Below are 19234 nucleotides of genomic sequence, written 5' to 3'. Positions count from 1 at the left end.
GGGTCGGCAACAACACGGCGGGCGAGGGCCAGTCGACCGTCCGCGTCCGGGTGCGTCCGCCTCCACAACGCCGGGTCGTCGTACGGCGCTTGGCGGGAGCCCATGTGCGGGACGCCCGCGAGTTCGTACAGGCGGTACCGGTCGCCGGGCTCGTCGCTGTCCTCACGGCGGTATCGGCGGCCTTCGTAGCCGGGACGGAAGGCGAAGTCCGGCTGGGCGATGTCGCCGTCGCACATGATCTGCACCACCGGAACGCCGACCTCGCGAAAGGGCTCGAACGGGAAGCCCGAGGGGAAGTAGCCGTCGTAGACGGACGACCCGTCCGCGAGGCGTTGTACATGGTGGGCGTCGCGAATGTAGTACGTGGCGACGCTGCCGGTCTGCGAGTGTCCGGTGAGGAGGACGTGGGCGACTCCCGCGCCCTCGAAGGGACCCTGGCACGCCTTGATGGCGGCGCCGACCTGCGCGAGGATCGTGCTGGACGCCCGGTTCCGGCGCTCCAGCTCGGACCACAACGCCCTTGAGCGTGCACGGTCGTTGAGGTCCAGTTTCGCGTCGAAGTCACCGGTTTCGGGTCCCTCGATGTGCAGGGACGCGTAGCGCTGCGGGTCGGACGCCTTGACGTGCATGTCGAGCGTCGTCCGCTGCGAGGTGACCTCCGCCCAGGCGTGCCCGCTCCGCATGATGTACGCGCCGCTGTAGATCCATATCGGCGCGATCCCGAAGAGATGCAGGGTCTCGACGATCACGGTGCCGCTGAAGCGGGCGTGATCGCGGGGGCGGCGCACGAGCACCGTCGTGGAGTAGGAGTGGCCCTCCTCCTCGCCGGTCGCGATCCACTCCTCCTGCACGAAGTCGTACTCGGTGAGTGGCGGGGTGTCGGTGCCGTGCGGGACGAAGGGTGTGGTGGCGCTCTGCGGCGATCGTCGAAGAACGGCGGGGATTACGACGTCCATGGCGCTCCTAGCGGATACCTGCGGGTACGAAGTCGGTCTCTCCCTGGGTGCCGGTTGGCCCCGGGGGTCGCTTCTCCCCGGGTGTCGGATCCGGCGAGTTCAAAATCTAGCAGTACTAAAATTTAACGACTAGAGTCGCGCCCGACCCACTGAATCCCTGCTGAAGGACGCTCAATGGACACCTCGGCGAAGACTCCGCGCACGTTCATGTACGAGCGCCAGGTCACCGTCCCGATGCGGGACGGGACGCGGCTCCACGCGATCGTGTTCCGCCCCTCGACGGGCACAGCCCCGGCTCTCCTCGTCAGGACCCCCTACGGCGCGGCGTCACCGCAGACCGGCATGGCGGGTACCGGCGCGGCCGTCCCCCACGCGACCGCGCTCGTGGACGCGGGCTTCGCGGTCGTATGGGTCGAGGCGCGTGGCACGTTCGGCTCGGAGGGCGAGTTCACTCCTCAGGCGGACGACACGCGCGACGGATACGACGCGATCGACTGGATCGTCGCCCAGCCGTGGTCGAACGGCACGGTCGGCATGTACGGCGCGTCCTACCTCGGGATTGCGCAGTGGGCGGCTGCCGCCGGCGGTCATCCGGCCCTGGCCGCGATCGCGCCGTTGCAGGCCACCATGCGCTGCTACGAAGGGCTCTGGTACCACCCGGGCGGCGCGCTGTCGTTGAGTGCCGTCACGACATGGCACGCGCTGATGTCGCTGAACGACGAGTTGCGCGCCCTCGGCCGAGGGGGCGGTGACATGGCGCGGGTCATGGCGCTGAGCGCCGCGCTCGCCGATGTGCTCTCGCTGAGCGACCACACCCCGGTCGCCGAGCATCCGCTTCTCGCCGGACTCGGGTCGTTCGACGAGTTCGTCGCGCGTCCCGACCACGGCGCGTTCTGGGATGCGCGCGACTTCTCCCGGGACATACCGGAGATGAACCCGCCGGCGCTCCTGACGGCGGGCTGGTACGACCTGTTCATCGCGCAGCAGTTGCGCGACTTCGAGTCGTACCGGGCCTCGGCGGGCTCGGCCGAGGCGCGCGAGGGTTCCCGGCTGATCGTCGGTCCGTGGGACCACGAACCCACACTCACGGGCCGCTTCAGCGACCACGACTTCGGGATTCGCGCGAGCGCGTTCGCGACCGATCTGACCGGCGAGCACATCCGCCACTTCCGACGGTGGCTGACACCGGACGACGCAGCGCCCCAAGTCCCGCCCAGCCGGGTCAGGTTGTTCGTGATGGGCGTCGACGAGTGGCGCGACTTCGCGGAGTGGCCCCCGCCGGACGCCCGGCCCGTCGAGTTCTTCCTCGCGGCCGACGGCGATGACAGCGATACGGGCGACGAGAGCGGTCTGCGGAGCGGCACCCTGAGCACGAGCCCGCCGGCCTCCGTCCGGGCATGGGAGTACACGTACGTCCCGTCCGACCCGGTCCCGACCACCGGAGGTGCGCAGATCCCGCCCGCGTGGGGATTCACCGGCCCCACCGACCAGCGTGCCCTGGACGGCCGTACGGACATCGTGTCCTTCCGGACCGAGCCGCTCTCGGCGGACACCGCGGTCATCGGCTATGTCAGGGCAACCCTGTTCGTCCGCTCGGACGCCCTCGACACGGACTTCACCGCCAAACTGATCGACGTCCACCCGGACGGAAGGGCCGCAGTCCTCTGCGACGGAATCCTCCGCATGCGCTACCGCACGTCCCTACGCCACCCCCAACTCATGGAGCCCGGACGGGTGTACGAGGTCGACATCGACATGGCGGCGACGGCCAACGTCTTCCGGCAGGGACACCGCGTCCGGCTCGACGTCTCCAGCAGCAATTTCCCGCGGTTCGACCGCAACACCAACACCGGCGGGATCATCAGCCAGGAGAGCATCGACAAGGCCGTCGTCGCCCGCAACGCCGTGCTCACCGGGCCGGAGCAGCCAAGTCGCCTTGTCCTGGGGGTTGTCGGCTCCCCCGCAGAAGGTCAGGGAACGACGTAGCCGCCGTCGACGGGGAGCGCGGCGCCGGTGATGAACGACGCCTCGTCGCTCGCGAGGAACAGCATGGCGGCGGCCAACTCGGTGGGCAGGCCCCAGCGGTGCATGGGCTGGGCCTTCATCACCGCGTCCGGCGGGGGCTCCGGAGTGTCCGCCGTGGCGCCTGCCAGACCGGTCCACGTCATACCGGGACACACGGCGTTGACCCGTACGTTCTGCGTCGCGTGGTCGAGTGCCGCGCACTTCGTCATCTGTACGACGCCGCCCTTGGCAGCGGCGTACAGGGAGTGTCCCTTCCATCCGACGAGGCCCGCGGCGGAGGCGGTGTTCACCACGGAGCCGCCGCCGGTGCGCAGCATCGAGGCGATGCCGTACCGCATGCCGAGGAAGACGCCTTTGAGGTTCACCGCCAGGACTTCGTCGAAGGTGCTCTCGTCCTGCTCGGTGATCGGCTTGCGGGGGCCGCCGAAGCCTGCGTTGTTGCAGAGCACGTCGAGGCGGCCGAAGTGCCGTTCGGCCGCCTCGACCATGTGCTGTACGTCGGCGGCGACCGACACGTCGGCGTGTACGGCGCGGGCCGCCTCGCCGATCTCCGCAGCGACCTTGTCCTGGGCGCCGCTGCGGTCCGCGCACACGACACGGGCGCCTTCGCGCGCGAACAGCAGCGCCGCCGCCCGGCCCATGCCGGACCCGGCGCCCGTGACGACGGCGACCTTGCCGGCGAGTCGTCCTGCTGTGACCGTCATGGCTTCAGCTCCTTACGGGGTGGGCTCCCCCGGAGAGGGGTCACCGGGAGAGGACGGGCGGCCGGGCCGTACCGCGGCGCCCGGGGTCACGACGGGATGTCCGCCGTGGTGCGGTGGCTGGTCCGTTCGGCGAGGGCCGGGGCGTGCTCGGTGAGCAGTTGCCGGACGCGAAACTCGGCCAAGGGTCCGAGGGAGTCGTAGATGCGGGCGAAAACCGATCGCGCGGTGGGGTTGGGCCAGCCGTCCGGCAGGAGGTTCTCGGGGAGTTCGGGGTCGGTGCTGATGATCTCGCGCCAGAAGTCCTTGACCGTCGAGCGCGCGACCAGGGCCTCCGCCGATCCGACATGGCCTCGGGTCACGCGTTCCAGCAGGGGGGCGTACTCGGCGTCGAACTCCTCGTAGCCGGTCCGGATGGCGTCCAGGTCCCAGGCGGTCAGCGGGTCTCCGTGGCCGATCGCGTGCGTCACCGTGGAGCGCAGCACCGTCGCCCTGCCGACGCCGACGCTGTCCAGCAGTTCGACGGTCTGCTCGTGGTCGGCGTGGGGCGACATCCAGACGCCGTCGTGGACCGCGGCGTACCCGAGGAAGCGCAGCCGGCGTCGTAGTACGTGCCGCAGGTCACGCTGTTCGTCGGGGACGGAGAAGACCACGGTCGTCCACAGGCCGTCCCACTCCCGGTCGCCGGTGCCGAACTCCACGATGCGGCGCTGGCTCTGTTCCAGGGCCCGGGCGGCGTCCGGGGCCATCGCGTAGAACGTCCGGCGGCCCTGCTTGGACACGTCGAGCACGCCCCGCCGGGCCAGCCGCCCGATGGCCGCGCGGGCGCTCACCGGGGTGATGCCGAAGTCGCCGAGCAGCGCGACCAGCGCGGCGGACGGGAGCGGCTCGTCGGTCCCGAACCAGTAGTCGGTGAACAGGCCGAGGATCAGGTGCTGCGGGTTCGCGCCGGTCTGGGTCCGGGGCAGGTCGATGTCGACGAGTGTCTGGACGGTCATCAGCGTGAGGTTACCGGCGGCCGGCGTCGGACGACCGGTCGGCCGGCCTTCGGGGAGCGCGTCATCAGGTGTTTCGCCCCCCGTTCACGCCGACGACCTGTCCGGTGACGTACCCGGCCTCGTCCGACACGAGGAAGGCGCACGCGGCGGCGATGTCCTCCGAGCGGCCGGCCCGGCGTACGGGCGTCAGGGCCGCGTGTTCCCGGACACTGCCGCCGAGCACCCCGCGTCGCTCCGATTCGCGCAGCATCGGTGTGTCGATGAACCCGGGCGGAATGGTGTTGACCGTGATCCCCTTCGGGCCGAGTTCCAGGGCCAGCGCCTTGGTGAAGCCGATCAGCCCTGCCTTCGAGGTCACGTGGTGCACCATGTACGGCTGCCCGCGCTGCGCGCTGGACGAGGAGATGTTGACGATGCGCCCCCAGCCCGCGTCGACCATGTCGGGGAGTACGGCCTGGGTGCAGTGGAACGGGCCGTGGAGGTTCACCGCCATCATCCGGTCCCACTTCTCGTCCGTGATGTCGGCGAAGTCGCGGAAACCGGTGATGCCCGCGTTGTTGACCAGCACCAGCAGCGGACCGAACGCCTGCCGGGCGCGCCGCATCCCCTCGTCGACCTGTGCGCGGTCGGACACGTCGACCCCGCCGACCGCCAGGGCCTCGCCGCCGCCTGCCCGCACCTCCTTGGCCACCGTCTCGGCGGCCGAGGTGTCGAGTTCGAGGACGGCGACCGCGAACCCGTCCCGCGCGAGGCGGTGGACGATCGCCCGGCCCATGCCCGACCCACCGCCGGTCACCACCGCGGCCGGCGTCCGCCGGTTTCGCTCAACTGCACCGCCATGCCATCCCCTCCCCTCTCAGACCGCCGGTTCGGCGGTGGTGTCGAAGAAGGCCGCGCCCGAGTCCGGGATGCGCGGCTGCTCGAAGACGTTCACCGCGTAGGACACCAGGATCATCGAGTAGAGCAGTTGCAGCAGTCGCTTCGCCGGCTCGGACAGTTCATTGACGTCCTGACCGTTGAGGTGGGTGATCGCCTCCTCGGCGCGCGATGCGACGGCGTCGTAGAACTCGGTCAGTTCGGGCAGCGTCCTGGACAGCCGGGTGGCGTACCGCTCCTGACGTGTGGGCCGCGCCCATTCCGCGACGTAGGGTTCGAGGTCGGCGAACCCGTCGGGCAGCAGTCGTACGGTGGTGTCGGTCGTCGGTGTGCGGGTCATCGGGCCTCCTCCTGTTCGGCGCCCGCCCGGTGCGCGGCCACCGTGTCGCGGACCGTCTTGTGGAAGTGCCGGATGAGCAGTTCCTGGTCGCTGAGGTGGAACTCCCGGGTGGCCCGGGTGGACAGCCCGGAGTGGGTCGCCTCGATCGTGTTCACGTCCTGCATGGCGAACTCGATGGTGCTGTCGACGACGAGTTCCTGGGCCAGGCGTTCCTGGGCGTTCCTGGGCGTTCCTGGGCGTTCCTGGGCGTTCCTGGGCGTTCCTGGGCGGCACGAAGTAGAGGTCGATGTCGTAGATGTGCGAGTCGACCGACTCGGGCCAGTAGGTGTAGGTGATGTAGTAGCCGCGCTGCCAGATCTGGACGGACAGGTTCGGGAACAGCCAGAACTGGTCGTTGCTCCACGCCCGGATCCGCCCCTTGTTCAGGAACTCCGGCTGCGGGCCGATGTCGGGAACGTCGTCGGGGCCGAACAGGCCGACCCGGAACAGCCGGTAGACCCACTTCTGGTCGCGGGCGGCGGGCCCTGCCGTGCCGGGCTCGCGGGGCCGCAACGGGGGCGGCCCGGGAACCGAGGTCAGCATGTGCGGGGTGAACAGGTCGTAGTGGTACGAGTCCACGGGCGGCACCAGCTTCTCCGCCTTGCTGACGTCCTTGTCGATGAAGCGGGCGGGACGTACGGCGGGTGGTACCACTCGCAGACGGAGTCCACGGCGAGCTTCCAGTTGCCGCGGATGCGGGAGCGGAATCCGTAGCGCTGCGTCATCAGCTCGAACGGGTACTCCTCCACTTCCAGCAGCCGGTCGCCGAGGAACGTCCGAAGCGGGACCGGGTCCTCGGCGAGGTTCACGAAGACGAACCCGGCGAACTCCTCACAGTGCACCCGCGGCATGCGCAGCCGGCTCTTGTCGAGGTCGAAGAACTCCTGCTCGTTGGTGACGTGCGTGGCCTGGCCGTCGAGTCCGTACCGCCAGCCGTGGTACTTGCAGTGGAACTCGCGGCAGAAGCCCTTGCTCTCCTCCCCCGGGTGTTCCTGCCAGACGACCTTGTTGCCCCGGTGGGCGCAGACGTTGTGGAAGGCGTTGGCCTTCCCGTCCCGGCTGCGGGCGACGACGATCGACGCCAGTCGTCCGGGTAGCTCCCGGGTGAAGTACGAACCCGCGCGCCGCAGTTGTTCGGAGCGGCCGACGTACAGCCAGGACCTCTTGAAGACCGCCTCCCGCTCGGCTTCGAAGAACTCCGGGGAGACACAGTCCTCGTACGAGCCGGTGCGGTGCCGAGGTCCGCGTACTGCGGTGTGAACTTGCCCTTGCCGGTGGCCAGGCGCTCTTGCAGCCCCGTCATGTCGTTCGTCCTCTCGTCGACCTCGCCAATACGCTAATCAGTTTGTGTCGCGTACACAAGATATCTGTCGTCTATTACGTCCAGGGTTTCTCGTCCCAAGGACGGTCCAGGGGCTCCATGCCACCGCCGAAGGGAAAGAACTCCTGCTGCGCGTACGTCTCGCGGCCGAGACCGTGGCCCAGCTCGTCGAGGAAGCGGCGCTTGAGTTCCTGGGTGAACAGCTGCCGGGTGTGGCGGAGCGTCAGGTGGGGCCGCTTCGCCAGCTCGCGGGCCAGTTCCCAGGCCCGGTCGAGCACCGCCTCCTTGGGGTGCACCTCGGCGACGGCGCCCCAGTCCATCGCCTCCCGCGCGGGCAGCTTCCGGCCGGTCAGCAGCAGATAGCGGCCCCTGTTGTGACCGACCAGGAACGGCCAGATCACATGCTGCCCGTCGCCGGGCACCTGGCCGCGCGGGAAGTGCGAGACGTCCTGGAAGTAGGCATCCTCCGAGGCCAGCACGATGTCGCCCATCAACGGGACCTCGGAGTGGATGTTGCACGGCCCGTTGACGACGCTGATCATAGGAACGCCGACGTTGAGCACGTTCCACATGAGGTTGTGGTTGTACCAGGCCTTCTCGTCCAGTTTGTGCAGACCGCGAACGCCGGGCATCGCGTCGTAGACCGGCTCCTTCGGCAGCTCGCCGTCGGGCATCCGGCCCCAGTCCGCGTTGTAGTTCGCACCGGTGCCGGTGTGGATGAGGACCTTGATCTCCCGGTCCCCGGCGACGTCCGCGAAGGCGTCCGCCATGTCCTCGTGGGACTTCCAGTCCCACACCAGGCTCCCGCCGCCGGTGTGGCACCGCATGAGGAGGATGCCCTCCTCGCTCAGCTCGAACTCGTAGTTGGGATACCGGTCCCGGTAGTCCTCGAACCTCGCGCGCTTGACCACTGCCGTCCCTTCGCCGCCTCGGCGGGGCGCTGTCGGCCCCTCACCGGAAGAGCGCCATCCCGAGGCATGGCACCCTCAGTAGTGAACAGTTATCGTCTCATGCGTGACAAGAATGCAGCTCTTTCGATTCGCCGTCCAGGGCACGAGGGCTACTTCGGCGCGCGAGTGGCGGGACCTCGCCCGCTCGGTGCAGGACCTCGGCTACACCACACTGTTCGTCGCGGACCACTACCTCGGGCCCGGCCGGGCGGCGCGCGAGTCCCGGCTGCCGCCCCAGCACCTCGCGCCGATCACCGCGATGGCCATGGCGGCCGCGAGCACGGAGACACTCCGGGTGGGCTGCCGGGTCTTCTGCGTCGGCTATCACGTACCGGCCGTCCTCGCGAAGGAGATGGCCACCCTCGACCTGCTGTCCGACGGGCGGCTGGAGTTCGGGATCGGCGCCGGCTGGAGCGAGCGCGAGTTCACGGCGCTCGGCCTCCCGTTCGCCGCGGCCCCGCAGCGGGTGGACCAACTGGAGGAGGTCGTGACGCTCGTCAAGGCCCACTGGAGCGGGGACCCCCTCGACCTGCGGGGCGAGTTCGCGACGGCCGTGGACTTCGCGGGCCTGCCGCTCCCGGTCCAGCGTCCGCGACCGCCGATCATGATCGGCGGGTCACGCAGACGCGTCCTTTCCTTCGCGGCACGCGCGGCGGACATCGTGAGCATCGCGAACGTGCCCTTCGACGAGGTGAACAGCGCCGGCCGGACTCCGCCGGAGGAAGCCACGCATCGGTTCGGTGTGGTCCAGGACGCAGCCGGGGAGCGCTTCGGCGACCTGGAGATCGAGAGTTCCCCGTTCTTCGTCCGGATCACCGACGAACCCGAGGCCGCCGCAGCCAAGTTGGCCGAGGCGCTCCACACCCCGCCCGCCGTACTGCTGAACCACCCGAACGTACTGATCGGCACCGTCGACGAGATCGTGGACCGACTACAGGAACGGCGCGAGGTCTTCGGACCGAACTACATCACCGTCCAGCAGTCCGAGGCGGAGAGGTTCGCCCCCGTGGCCGCCCGCCTCGCCGGGAAATGAGGGTCACATGACCGAACAGAAGCGGTTGTTCATCGGCGGTCGGTGGGCGGATCCGAGCACCGACCGGGTCATCGACGTGGTGTCCCCGCACACCGAGGAGGTGATCGCGACGGTCGCCGCGGCCGCCCCGGCGGATGTCGACCGGGCAGTGGCGAAGGCGCGGACCGCGTTCGACGAGGGGCCGTGGCCGCGACTCGCTCCCGTGGAGCGCGTCGCCGCCGTCCGGCGGCTCGCCGGCCTCTACAGGCAACGGCGCCGCGAGATGGCGCAGTTGATCACCTCGGAGATGGGCGCCCCCATCAGCTTCTCGAAGTTCTCCCAGGCCACCCTGCCCACGCTGCTCCTCGACGCCTACGCCGACATCGCCGGCACGGTCGCGTGGGAGGAGCGGCGTCCCGGCCGCTTCGGTGGCGACATCCTGGTCCGCAGGGAACCGGTCGGGGTCGTCGCCGCGATCGTTCCGTGGAACATGCCGCAGTTCCTGATCGTCGGAAAGCTCGCCCCCGCACTGCTGGCCGGTTGCACCGTCGTCGTCAAGTCGGCACCCCAGACCCCGCTCGACGCGCAGCTGCTCGCCGAACTCGTCGCCGAGGCGGACCTGCCCGAAGGCGTGGTGAGCATCCTCCCCGCCGACGCCGAGGCCGGCCGCCATCTGGTCGGGCACCCGGGCGTGGACAAGGTGTCCTTCACCGGCTCGACGGCCGTCGGCCGCGAGATAGCCGCGACCTGCGGCGCCTCGCTGAAGCGGGTCGGTCTCGAACTGGGCGGAAGGTCTGCGGCCGTCGTCCTCGACGACGCGGACCCCGCCGCGGTCGCGGAGGGCATCGAACTGGCGGGCCTGATGAACAGCGGCCAGACCTGCGTCGCACAGACCCGTGTACTCGTCCCGGCCGCCCGCCACGACGAGTACCTCGACGCACTGGCCACCATGGTCGAGGGCCTCCAGGTCGGCGACCCCGCCGACCCCGCCACCGGAATCGGCCCGCTGGTCAGCCGTCGGCAACAGGACCGCGTCCGCGGCTGCATCGTGGACAACGTGAGGGAGCCCGCCTCGTGGTCGGCGGTACCGGGCAGCCGGACGGACTGGACACCGGGTGGTACGTCCGCCCCACGCTCTTCGCCGACGTCGACAACGGCATGCGGATCGCCCGCGAGGAGATCTTCGGACCCGTCCTGAGCGTCATCCCCCACAACGGTGACGAGGACGCCGTCCGGATCGCGAACGACTCCGACTACGGGTTGTCCGGTTCGGTCTGGACCGCGGACACCGAGCGAGGGCTGGCGGTGGCCCGCCGGGTGCGTACCGGCTCCTACGGCGTCAACCAGCCGTACAGCATGGACCCGGCCGCTCCCTTCGGCGGGATGAAGGCCAGTGGTATCGGACGGGAGTTGGGGCCCGAGGGCCTGGACGGTTACCTGGAGTCGAAGTCCGTCTCGGTCGCGGAGGTGGGCTGACATGGCGTCCGGCACACCGGCGGGATCCGCGGCTCCGGAGCGACCGGGCCCGCTCCACGGGCTGCGTGTGGTGGAGGCAGCCACGCTGGCGGCGGGCCCCACCGTGGCCACCGCGCTCGGCGAGTTCGGCGCCGAGGTCATCAAGGTCGAGCAGCCCGACGGCGGCGACCCACGCTCCCGCCGTTCATGCTCGCCGACGGTGTCGCTGGGATCGCCGCGACCTACGCCGTGATGATGGCCCTCTACCACCGGGACGTGCACGGCGCCGGCGGCCAGCTGGTGGACGTCAATCTCGTCGAGCCCCTGGCCCGGCTGCTCGAAGCAGGCACACTGGCCTACGACCAACTCGGCTTGGTCAAAGACCGGTTGGGCAACATGCTGCCGGCCAGCGCCCCGCGCAACACCTACCGCACCGCCGACGGCAGGTGGCTGGCCGTCTCCAGCGCGTCGCCCAGCATCGCCGCACGGCTGTTCCGCGCCGTCGAGCGGCCGGACCTGGCACGGAACCCGGACTACGTCGACCCCGTGCGGCGCCAGGAGCGGGCCGCGGAGGTCGACCAAGCAGTGGCCGACTGGATCGGCCGACAGACCTTGGACGAGGCGATGAAGATCTTCGAGTCGGCCGAGGTCGCCGCGGCGCCGGTCTACGACGCACCCGCCCTGCTGGCCGACGAACACCTGTGCTCCCGGGGCATGTTCCTCGACGTGGACGACGCCGACCTCGGCCGGATGACGGTGCACGCCCCGGTCGTCCGGCTGAGCGAGACCCCGGGCCGTGTCGACCACCTCGGTGGCACCCTCGGCCAGGACAACGACCTCGTCTACGGCGGCCTGCTCGGTCTCGGCCCCGACGAGCTCGACGCATTGCGCTCGACGGGGACGATCTGATGCGCGCCGCCGGTCCGACGCCCGACCGCCCCCTGCCCGCCGGCCGGGCCCGCCGGTCCGAACTGGCGACGCCGGCCAGCAGCGAGCGCATGTGCGCCAAGGCGCCGCAATCCGGGGCCGACCTGGTCTTCCTCGACCTGGAGGACGCCTGCGCCCCGGTCGTCAAGGAGTCGGCGCGCGGTATCGCGGTGGCCGCACTGACCGGCCAGGACTGGGGGCGGACGCTGCGCGCCGTGCGGATCAACGGCCTCGACACGGTCTGGTGCCACGACGACATCATCGAGATCGTCACCGGCGCCCGCGAGGCACTCGACGTGATCATCGTCCCCAAGGTGCGCCGGGCCCGTGACGTCTGGTGGGTCGACGTACTGCTGACCCAGCTGGAGCGGAAGCTCGGCCTCGCCCGGCCCATCGCCCTGGAGGTGCTCGTCGAGGAGGCCGAGGGGCTGGCCAACGCCGCCGAGATCGCCCGCGCCAGCGACCGGCTGGAGGCGATCATCTTCGGCGCGGGCGATCTCTCGGTGTCACTGCACGCCCGCGTCGACGGCAACTTCGACCCCGTCGGCCCCTACCCCGGCGGCTTCTGGCACTACGCCCGGGTCCAGATCCTCGCCGCCGCCCGCGCCGCGGGCATCGCCGCCATCGACGCCCCACACCCGGCGTACCGGGATACCAACGGTTACCTAGGGTCCGCGAGGCAGGCGGCCCTCCTCGGATTCGACGGCAAGTGGGCCATCCATCCGAGCCAAGTTCCCCTTGCCAACGATGTGTTCACTCCCACCCCGGCGGAGATCGCCGCCGCTGAGGAGATCACAGCGCTGTACCGCGACGCCGAAGCCGGCGGCACGGGTGCCGTCGGCCACGACGGCCGCCTCGTCGACGCGGCCCACGTCCGGCTCGCGGCCAACGTTCTCGCGAAGGCCGCGGGGACGGGCTGACGGTTTCCTCCAACTGACAGGTGTGGTGGGACAGTTGGGCCGACCGGACGTTGTCAGTCTTCCGTCGGTGGTTCCCGGCGCGGGCTGCGGGGGTCGGCGACGAGTGCGTCGATCTCGGCGAACCAGTGTGCGCGTACCTCGGCGCCGTCGCCGTCGAAGAACCAGGCGTGGGCCAGCGCACGTTTCGCGGCGGCGCCCAGCTGTTCGTTGGACCATCGCAGCGCGTTGGCCAGGAGCGCGTAGTCCTGGGCGAGGTCGGTGTGGAACAGCTCCGGGTCGTCGGTGCCGATCAGCATCGGTACGCCGCTGTCGTCGAGGACGCGCCAGGCGTCGACATACCGGGTCCGGGAGACCAGTCCGCCGAGCGCGTACGCGGTGGGCGTGAAGGTCATCGGCGTACGGGTGGCCCTCAGGCGGCGCAGCATCTCCGGGTCGTCGACGCCCATCCAGCCGTGGTCGATGCGGTCGAGGCCGAGGTCGAGCGCGGCGGCGATGTCCTCGATCATGTCGGCGTGGCCGGTGAGCCGGTAGCCCTCGGCCCGGGCCCGCTCATAGGCCGGCGCCAGGGCCTCGAACGGGACGGTGTGATGGTCGCCGTCGTTGCCGTAGCCGAGGATCGGGACGCCCTTCTCGCGCAGCGCGGCAGTCTGTTCGACCAGATCGAGGGCGGCCTGCGGGCCGCCGAAGCGGTGCAGTTCGATGATGATGCCGCCGGTGAGTCCGAGTTCGTCCCCGGCGACGCGGAACGCCTCGCCGACCGCCCGCAGCAGCACCTCGGGCTCCATGCCGATCTCGTCCCGGTGCAGATCCGGGGTGCACAGCAGCTCCAGGTGGCGGACGCCTCGGTCGTAGGCGCCGGCGATCATCCGCAGCACGCCCTCGGTGACCAGCGCCTCGTCGCCCCAGAGCCGGACTGCCCGGTCCAGGTCGTCGAAGAACTTCCCGAGGCTGCGCAGGTCGTAGGCGGAGTCCGCCTCGGCCCGGGCCAGGCCGGCCCCGGTGGTCCGCCGGTGCAGCCGGGCCAGCTCGGACGGTGCGAGCGAGCCCACCTGGTGCATGTGGAGCTCCGCCTTGGGGAGCCGCCGGGCCAGCACCACCCGCTCCTCCTCCCGTGCCATCGGCGGGAACTCGTCGGTGGCGTTCGGGTCGCTGGATGAGGGCATGGTCGTACCTCCTGGGTCGAAGTGCGCCCGCCGACCGCGCAGGGGTACCGGTCCCGCCGGCGGGCACAGGGCTCATCGCCGGCCGGTGGGACCGGTGTGGTCAACGGCGTACGCCCCGTCAGCCGGCGGCGGCGGTCACCCTGGCGGCCTCGCGCGGGGCGTGGGGGTTCTTACGGCCCGCGCGGGAGCCCTTCAGCTTCGCGAGGATGTGGTCCTTGACCGTGATCGGTTCGTAGAACGGCTCCTCCCCCTCGGCGACGAAGGAGGGCAGGGGCGCGACGACGGCGTCCGCGTTCCCGTCGTGGAAGAACGCGGCCGACCTGCGGCGCTTGACGGTTCCGTTCACCACGGGCGGAGTGACCCGGTGCAGCGTGGACATCCACACGTCGTTCGTGAGCCGGGCCGCCACGTCACCGAGGTTGACCAGGAGTGCGCCGTCCGCGGGCTGGACGTCGTGCCACGCGTTGTCGCTGCCGAGCACCTGAAGGCCTTCGACCTGGTCGGCCCACAGAACGGTCAGCAGACCGAAGTCGGTGTGCTCGCTCATACCGGTGAGTTCGGCGCCCAGCTCGATCTCACCCGGCGGCAAGGCGTAGTTGTTCATGCGGAGCACGTCGATCGAGTGGTCGGTGAGACCCCCGACGCAGGACCGCTCGACCCCGAGGGCGTCCGCGACGACCTCGGTGAGGGTGCGGGCGACGCGCCGGGCCTCGGCGTAGTAGGCCTCGACCTGCCTCTTGAACGAGGACGGTTCGGTGGGCCACACCGAGGGCGGGTAGTCCGCTTCGGACACCGCGGCGCCCGGGTACTCGGCGGCGGAGGTCCCGACGTTGAACGCCTCGAAGAAGTCGTTCATACGGGTCACTGGGTCGAGGCCGACGCTGTAGCTCAGCGACTCGCTCTTGGGCGGGCTGTAGCCGCGGTTCTCGCCCGCCGGGCGGACCCACTGCTTCTTCGACTCCAGGGGAAGCGCGAAGAACCCGTCGATCGCGTCGCCGAGTCCGTCGAGGACCTCGTCCGCGATGCCGTGGCCGACGACCTGAATGAAACCCACGGTGCGGCAGGCTTGGTCGAGTCGGCGCGCGACCACTGCCCTGTCGGCAGCGGACCCGTCACGCACGTACGGGCCGATGTCGATGGCCGGAACACGGAATTCGGACAACGCGGATGACATGGTGCCCCCTGGGCTGTCGAGTGGACTGTCGGGTCGGTGATCAGCTGACACCCGCCGGTCGCGCCGCGCTCTGGGTGAGTTCGGCGAGCAGCGTGCGTTCGTTGTGGGTGAAGGCCTCGGTCTCCATGAAGTCCAGGGTGCGCGGGCGCGGTTCGGGCTGTTCGAGCACCATGCGCACCTCGGCCGGCCGGTTGGACAGGACGTAGACGCGGTCGGACAGCATGAGCGCCTCGGGGACGTCATGGGTGATGAGGATGGTCGACTGGCCGAGTTCGGCGCAGATCTGGGAGAGCCAGATCTGCAGTTCCGTGCGGGTGAGGTAGTCGAGTGCGCCGAAGGGCTCGTCGAGCAGCAGGATCGGCCGTTGCAGGACCATGGTGCGCAGCAGGGCGACGCGTTGCCGCATACCGCCCGACAGCTCGAACGGGTAGGCGTCGGCGTACCCGTCGAGCCGGAACGTGCCCAGCAGGTCAGCCACCTTCTTGCGGGCGTCGGCCTTCGACATCCCGCCGAGCGTCAGGCCGAGCGCGGCGTTGTCCTGGGCGGTGAGCCAGGGCAGCAGCAGGTCCTTCTGCGGCATGTACGCCGAGTACGGGCCTCGGGTCGCGTCGCCGTGGTAGGTGACGGACCCCTCGTCCGGGCGCAGGAGCCCGGCGAGTATCTGGAACAGGGTGGACTTGCCGCAGCCGCTGGGGCCGATGACCGACACGAACTCACCGGGCGCGAGGTCCAGGGAGACGTCGTTGATCACGGGGTTGCGGGTCTTGCGCGGGCCGGGGAAGGTCTTGGTCACGTTCTGGACCGAGAGCAGGGGGCCAGTCACGGAGTGGGTGGCCTTGCTGGTTGTCATGGTGTTCGTCATTCGGACCTCATCGCCTTCCGACGGCGTTCCCACGGCATCGCGAGAGTTTCGAGCAGGTAGGTGAGCGCGAACAGCAGGAGGCTGACGACGATGCTGATGACTGCCGCGGCCAGCACCAGATCCGTCCGGAGCATGTTCTTCTCCGTCGCCATGTAGATACCGAGCCCGTTCACCGCGCCGACCGTCTCGGCGAAGATGGCCGCCAGGACGGCGAAACTGGCGACGACCCGCAGACCGGTGAAGAAGAAGGGCAGTGAGGAGGGGACCCGAAGGCGCAGGAACACCTTGACGCGGCCCGCTCCGAGCGACTTCATCAGGGTCGCCGCGTCGGGGTCGGCCGACAGGAATCCCTGGAGGAGGGAGATCGTCATGGGCAGCGCCGTGGTGATCACGATGAGCCCGATCTTCGGCCCCAGTCCGAACCCGAACCAGATGACGAACAGCGGGGCCAGCACGATGACCGGGATGGACTGCGCGACGATCAGCAGCGGCAGCGTCGCGTTGCGCAGCAGGGGAACGAAACTCAGGAGCGTCGCCAGAACCGCCGATACGACGACCGAGACGACCAGCCCGACGATCGTCACCTGGAGGGTCGGGATCGTGTTCTGCCAGAGCGCTTCGCGATCGGTCCAGGCGGCCTCGGCGACGCGAGTCGGGGAGGGCAGGACCGTGGGGGCGAAGTTCCCGACCTTCGTGGCGACTTGCCAGGCCACCACCGCCAACACCACGGCCAGGGTCGGCGTGATCGTGCGGAAGAGCGGTGAGTCTCCCCACTCCCGGCGCGCCCGCTTCGCCTTACGGGCAGAACTGACGCTCACGGCCGGCGGCTGCTGAACAGCCGGCCCGTTACGTGCGCTTGCCTGGATCTCCGTCATCGCAGGATGTCCTTACTCAAAGGGGGCCATGCCGGCGCTGGTGCGGTTGGCTTGCGCGTCACGTCCCGGGATCCGAGAGTGCTTGCGTTTTTGTTCGCCAGCGCGGAGTGATGACATAAAACACCACCATTGGCCATCTTGGCGAGAGTCTCGCGTTTCGAGCTTGTAAGGCTCTGGACACGTCGGCCCACCGAAGGCGCATGACCCGCCCCACCCGGAACGAGTACGTGACAGGGTACGAAAGTACGTGTAATTGTACCGAGATGCGGATGACACTCGAGACCGACGTTCCGATGACCACCCGGGACGGAGTCGTGCTGCGCGCCGACATCCACCGTCCCGACGACGCCGACCGACGCCCTGCGCTGCTGGTCAGGACGCCGTACGACAAGGCATCCCCCTACCAGCCCCTGTACCTCGATCCGCGGTTCGCCGCGAGTCGCGGGTACGTCGTGGTCATCCAGGACGTACGGGGCCGCGGCACCTCCGAGGGCGAATGGCTGCCCTGGAAACACGAGACCGAGGACGGCTTCGACACCGTCGCCTGGGTGGCCGCGCAGGACTTCTGCGACGGCCGGGTCGTCATGTGCGGCGCCAGCTACCTCGGCAACACCCAGTGGCGGGCAGCCGCATCGGGTGTCCCTGAGCTGCGTGCCATCGCGCCGGGCATGACCTGGTCGAATCCACTGGACGGTATCCTGCGCCGCGGCGGTGCCCCGGAGCACGGACTGAACGTGGTCTGGTCGCTCATGACAGGAATGACCGAGCTGCTGCGCCGCGGCAAGGCCGCCGAGGCGATGGAGGCGGCGCACCGTTACGACGGGCTGGGCCGGGGCGAGTACCCGAGCTATCCGGCGGGACGCATTCCATGGCTGGAGGAGCTGGACGTACCCGACATCGGTCTGCGCCGAGCGGATGCCGACCCCAAGACGGTGGCGGAGCTCGACGTCGACTCCTACCTGGACGAGATCCGTACTCCTGCCCTGCACATCGGCGGCTGGTACGACATCTTCCTGCAGGGGACTCTCGACAACTTCGCGCGCCAGCGTGAACTGGGCGTCGCCAGCCATCTCATCGTCGGACCGTGGACGCACAGCCCGGATTTCACCCCGCAGGTGGGAGAGATGAACTTCGGACTCGCCGCCGGCGGACAGTCCATGGGCCTCACCTCGTCCATCGCGGCGGAGCACTTCGAGTTCTTCGACGCGGTCCTCGCCGACCGTCCCCTCGACCGGGCGCCGGTACGGCTGTTCGTCATGGGGCGCAACGAGTGGCGGGACGAGGAGAGCTGGCCGCTCGCCCGAGCGGCGACCACCCGGCTGGAGCTGGGGTCCGCTGAGCGCGCCGTCCTGCGCAGCCCCCACGGAGAATCCTCGGCCGATGAAGACGCGGACAGCGGATCGCCCGCGGTCGCGACGCTCACGTTCGAGGCGTCCGAGCCGGTGCCGACGGTGGGCGGCGGCCTGGCGATGCACGACAGTTTTCCCTGGGGTGCCTGGAACCAGCGCGACGTCGAGCGTCGGGACGACGTGCTCGTGTTCACCACCGATCCGTTGGACGAGCCGCTGGAGATCACCGGCCGGGTCCGCGCCCATCTCCGGGTACGGCCGGGGGCGGCGGTCTCGGACTGGGTGGTGCGCGTGTGCGCCGTCCGGCCGGACGGCAGGTCGATCAACCTGGTCGACGGGGTGACCCGGGTGGAGTCCACCGACGGCCGGGCCGACACGTCGGGCGAACGGACCGTGACCGTCGACCTGTGGTCGACCAGCATCGAGCTCGCGGCCGGCCACCGACTGCGCGTGCACCTGGCCCACAGCAACTTCCCGCGCTGGGGCCTGAGCCAGCCGGACGGCTCGTTCATCAGCGACGTCCTGCTCGGTGCGGGCGACAGTTGGATCGAACTCCCGGTGATCCCGCCGTCGGCCTGACGCGGCCGGGCTCCTGCAGAGGGCCCGTCGAGCCGGCCGTCCTCTTCGTCGGCGCCCTGTCGGCGACGCGCATCAAGAGCACCCGCCGAACCACCCGTACGATCTCATAGGGGAGCACGCATCCCATGCCCGACGCAGAGCTCACGAACGCCGTCGAGTCGGCTCTCGGCAACCTCGGCCTGAACGCCGAGGCACGGCTCCTGGCCGACCAGGACATGTGGACGCTGCCCGCGCTGCCCGAGATCGGGCTGGGCTCCCTGGTGATGTCGGACGGCCCGATCGGGGTGCGCGGTGTGCGCTGGACGGCCGCCGAACCGTCGATCGCGCTGCCCAGCCCCACCGCGCTCGCCGCCACCTGGGACCCGGAGCTCGCCCTCCGTACTGCGCGGCGTCGCCCTCATCGGCAAGGAGGCGCGGGAGGCCCGGGTACTCGGCGGCGGATCCGCGCAGGCACTCCCGGAAAGCGTCGTCCCACCCCTCGACGGTCTGCGGGCCGTCGTGCGCGACGCCGAGGGTGACGTACTCGGCACCGGCGCGCTGCGCAACGGCAAGGTGTGGTAGTCCGGCATCGACCTGCCCGAGGGCGTGTCGTTCGAGACGGTCCACAGCGTCGAGGCGGTCGGCACCTTCACACCGGGTGAGAGCGGCGCCCACACCTTCGGGTACCAGTGGATTCGCCGCCTTCACCCTGGTCGTCAACGGCGAGGTTCTC

Annotated in this window: 17 protein-coding genes and 4 pseudogenes; 8 read left to right on the top strand and 13 right to left on the bottom strand. The window is 70.0% G+C overall.

Going from position 1 to position 19234, the window contains the following annotated elements; genetic code table 11:
- Window positions 1-137 precede the first annotated feature (137 nt).
- A pseudogene (locus tag BMZ82_RS42625) lies at window positions 138-956 on the bottom strand (alpha/beta hydrolase domain-containing protein); the annotation flags it as partial.
- A gap of 174 nt (window positions 957-1130) precedes the next feature.
- Between BMZ82_RS42625 and BMZ82_RS04270 the strand changes: the two are divergent.
- Window positions 1131-2942: a CocE/NonD family hydrolase gene (locus BMZ82_RS04270; protein WP_256251750.1), complete on the top strand. Its 1812-nt coding sequence runs from the start codon at window positions 1131-1133 to the stop codon at window positions 2940-2942.
- Here the strand turns inward: BMZ82_RS04270 and BMZ82_RS04265 are convergent.
- The 8 genes and pseudogenes from BMZ82_RS04265 to BMZ82_RS04240 form a co-directional block, all read right to left on the bottom strand.
- Window positions 2927-3685, bottom strand: a complete 759-nt coding sequence (locus tag BMZ82_RS04265; protein ID WP_037750376.1) for an SDR family NAD(P)-dependent oxidoreductase — start codon at window positions 3683-3685, stop codon at window positions 2927-2929. The genes BMZ82_RS04270 and BMZ82_RS04265 overlap by 16 nt on opposite strands.
- Window positions 3686-3771: 86 nt before the next feature.
- On the bottom strand, window positions 3772-4680 hold the full coding sequence (locus BMZ82_RS04260) for a PaaX family transcriptional regulator (protein ID WP_093771752.1): 909 nt from the start codon (window positions 4678-4680) through the stop codon (window positions 3772-3774).
- A 64-nt stretch (window positions 4681-4744) separates the two neighbouring features.
- The gene (locus BMZ82_RS04255) at window positions 4745-5479 is read right to left on the bottom strand and encodes an SDR family NAD(P)-dependent oxidoreductase (RefSeq protein ID WP_256251749.1); all 735 of its coding nucleotides are present in this window, start codon (window positions 5477-5479) and stop codon (window positions 4745-4747) included.
- Window positions 5480-5536: 57 nt separating this feature from the next.
- The gene (locus tag BMZ82_RS04250; RefSeq protein WP_093771748.1) at window positions 5537-5896 is read right to left on the bottom strand and encodes a hypothetical protein; all 360 of its coding nucleotides are present in this window, start codon (window positions 5894-5896) and stop codon (window positions 5537-5539) included.
- Window positions 5893-6108 (bottom strand): annotated as a pseudogene (locus BMZ82_RS41570) (SRPBCC family protein); the annotation flags it as partial. The gene BMZ82_RS04250 and the pseudogene BMZ82_RS41570, both read right to left, overlap by 4 nt.
- 58 nt (window positions 6109-6166) lie before the next feature.
- Window positions 6167-6514 (bottom strand): annotated as a pseudogene (locus tag BMZ82_RS41565) (SRPBCC family protein); the annotation flags it as partial.
- On the bottom strand, window positions 6472-7065 hold the full coding sequence (locus BMZ82_RS41560) for an aromatic ring-hydroxylating oxygenase subunit alpha (RefSeq protein WP_256251758.1): 594 nt from the start codon (window positions 7063-7065) through the stop codon (window positions 6472-6474). The gene BMZ82_RS41560 and the pseudogene BMZ82_RS41565, both read right to left, overlap by 43 nt.
- Before the next feature lie 247 nt (window positions 7066-7312).
- Window positions 7313-8167, bottom strand: a complete 855-nt coding sequence (locus tag BMZ82_RS04240) for an enoyl-CoA hydratase/isomerase family protein (RefSeq protein ID WP_093771746.1) — start codon at window positions 8165-8167, stop codon at window positions 7313-7315.
- A gap of 112 nt (window positions 8168-8279) precedes the next feature.
- On the opposite strand from BMZ82_RS04240, the gene BMZ82_RS04235 reads away from it, so the two are divergent.
- The 5 genes and pseudogenes from BMZ82_RS04235 to BMZ82_RS04215 all read left to right on the top strand — a co-directional run bounded on the left by BMZ82_RS04235 (window position 8280) and on the right by BMZ82_RS04215 (window position 12520).
- The gene (locus BMZ82_RS04235; RefSeq protein WP_037750364.1) at window positions 8280-9239 is read left to right on the top strand and encodes a TIGR03621 family F420-dependent LLM class oxidoreductase; all 960 of its coding nucleotides are present in this window, start codon (window positions 8280-8282) and stop codon (window positions 9237-9239) included.
- Between the two features lie 7 nt (window positions 9240-9246).
- Window positions 9247-10694: pseudogene (locus BMZ82_RS04230) on the top strand (aldehyde dehydrogenase).
- A 1-nt stretch (window position 10695) separates the two neighbouring features.
- Window positions 10696-10926 (top strand): CoA transferase, encoded by a 231-nt coding sequence (locus tag BMZ82_RS04225; protein ID WP_093771744.1) that lies wholly within the window; start codon window positions 10696-10698, stop codon window positions 10924-10926.
- Entirely contained in the window at window positions 10881-11582 is a 702-nt protein-coding gene (locus BMZ82_RS04220) for a CoA transferase (protein ID WP_093771742.1), read from the top strand. The genes BMZ82_RS04225 and BMZ82_RS04220 overlap by 46 nt, the downstream gene beginning before the upstream one ends.
- Window positions 11582-12520, top strand: coding sequence for an HpcH/HpaI aldolase/citrate lyase family protein (locus BMZ82_RS04215; protein ID WP_093771740.1), 939 nt, complete (start codon window positions 11582-11584; stop codon window positions 12518-12520). Before BMZ82_RS04220 ends, BMZ82_RS04215 begins: the two co-directional genes overlap by 1 nt.
- 53 nt (window positions 12521-12573) lie before the next feature.
- Here BMZ82_RS04215 and BMZ82_RS04210 read toward each other — a convergent pair whose 3' ends face one another.
- From BMZ82_RS04210 to BMZ82_RS04195, 4 genes are all read right to left on the bottom strand, one after another.
- Window positions 12574-13683, bottom strand: a complete 1110-nt coding sequence (locus tag BMZ82_RS04210) for an amidohydrolase family protein (RefSeq protein WP_037750359.1) — start codon at window positions 13681-13683, stop codon at window positions 12574-12576.
- Between the two features lie 118 nt (window positions 13684-13801).
- On the bottom strand, window positions 13802-14857 hold the full coding sequence (locus BMZ82_RS04205; protein ID WP_093771738.1) for an isopenicillin N synthase family dioxygenase: 1056 nt from the start codon (window positions 14855-14857) through the stop codon (window positions 13802-13804).
- 40 nt (window positions 14858-14897) lie between these two features.
- Window positions 14898-15707 carry an ABC transporter ATP-binding protein gene (locus BMZ82_RS04200; RefSeq protein ID WP_052067543.1) on the bottom strand — a complete coding sequence of 270 codons (810 nt, stop codon included), beginning with the start codon at window positions 15705-15707 and terminating at the stop codon, window positions 14898-14900.
- 8 nt (window positions 15708-15715) lie between these two features.
- Window positions 15716-16537 (bottom strand): ABC transporter permease, encoded by an 822-nt coding sequence (locus BMZ82_RS04195; RefSeq protein ID WP_218159006.1) that lies wholly within the window; start codon window positions 16535-16537, stop codon window positions 15716-15718.
- Window positions 16538-16863: 326 nt separating this feature from the next.
- On the opposite strand from BMZ82_RS04195, the gene BMZ82_RS04190 reads away from it, so the two are divergent.
- Window positions 16864-18522 carry a CocE/NonD family hydrolase gene (locus BMZ82_RS04190; protein ID WP_177244372.1) on the top strand — a complete coding sequence of 553 codons (1659 nt, stop codon included), beginning with the start codon at window positions 16864-16866 and terminating at the stop codon, window positions 18520-18522.
- A 125-nt stretch (window positions 18523-18647) separates the two neighbouring features.
- On the top strand, window positions 18648-19040 hold the full coding sequence (locus tag BMZ82_RS41555; RefSeq protein WP_256251748.1) for a hypothetical protein: 393 nt from the start codon (window positions 18648-18650) through the stop codon (window positions 19038-19040).
- Window positions 19041-19234: the final 194 nt, after the last annotated feature.

The organism is Streptomyces sp. yr375, assembly GCF_900110755.1.
GTDB lineage: Bacteria > Actinomycetota > Actinomycetes > Streptomycetales > Streptomycetaceae > Streptomyces.
Note: the sequence above shows the minus strand (reverse complement) of the source record. Positions and strands in the feature narration are given on the sequence as shown.

What these genes read in the sequence shown, in the direction of transcription:
- BMZ82_RS04270 (WP_256251750.1), top strand. Translation starts at nt 1,131, where the DNA reads ATGGACACCTCGGCGAAGACTCCGCGCACGTTCATGTACGAGCGCCAG.
- BMZ82_RS04265 (WP_037750376.1), bottom strand. Translation starts at nt 3,685, where the DNA reads ATGACGGTCACAGCAGGACGACTCGCCGGCAAGGTCGCCGTCGTCACG.
- BMZ82_RS04260 (WP_093771752.1), bottom strand. Translation starts at nt 4,680, where the DNA reads ATGACCGTCCAGACACTCGTCGACATCGACCTGCCCCGGACCCAGACC.
- BMZ82_RS04250 (WP_093771748.1), bottom strand. Translation starts at nt 5,896, where the DNA reads ATGACCCGCACACCGACGACCGACACCACCGTACGACTGCTGCCCGAC.
- BMZ82_RS04235 (WP_037750364.1), top strand. Translation starts at nt 8,280, where the DNA reads ATGCAGCTCTTTCGATTCGCCGTCCAGGGCACGAGGGCTACTTCGGCG.
- BMZ82_RS04225 (WP_093771744.1), top strand. Translation starts at nt 10,696, where the DNA reads ATGGCGTCCGGCACACCGGCGGGATCCGCGGCTCCGGAGCGACCGGGC.
- BMZ82_RS04220 (WP_093771742.1), top strand. Translation starts at nt 10,881, where the DNA reads ATGCTCGCCGACGGTGTCGCTGGGATCGCCGCGACCTACGCCGTGATG.
- BMZ82_RS04215 (WP_093771740.1), top strand. Translation starts at nt 11,582, where the DNA reads ATGCGCGCCGCCGGTCCGACGCCCGACCGCCCCCTGCCCGCCGGCCGG.
- BMZ82_RS04210 (WP_037750359.1), bottom strand. Translation starts at nt 13,683, where the DNA reads ATGCCCTCATCCAGCGACCCGAACGCCACCGACGAGTTCCCGCCGATG.
- BMZ82_RS04205 (WP_093771738.1), bottom strand. Translation starts at nt 14,857, where the DNA reads ATGTCATCCGCGTTGTCCGAATTCCGTGTTCCGGCCATCGACATCGGC.
- BMZ82_RS04200 (WP_052067543.1), bottom strand. Translation starts at nt 15,707, where the DNA reads ATGACAACCAGCAAGGCCACCCACTCCGTGACTGGCCCCCTGCTCTCG.
- BMZ82_RS04190 (WP_177244372.1), top strand. Translation starts at nt 16,864, where the DNA reads ATGACACTCGAGACCGACGTTCCGATGACCACCCGGGACGGAGTCGTG.
- BMZ82_RS41555 (WP_256251748.1), top strand. Translation starts at nt 18,648, where the DNA reads ATGCCCGACGCAGAGCTCACGAACGCCGTCGAGTCGGCTCTCGGCAAC.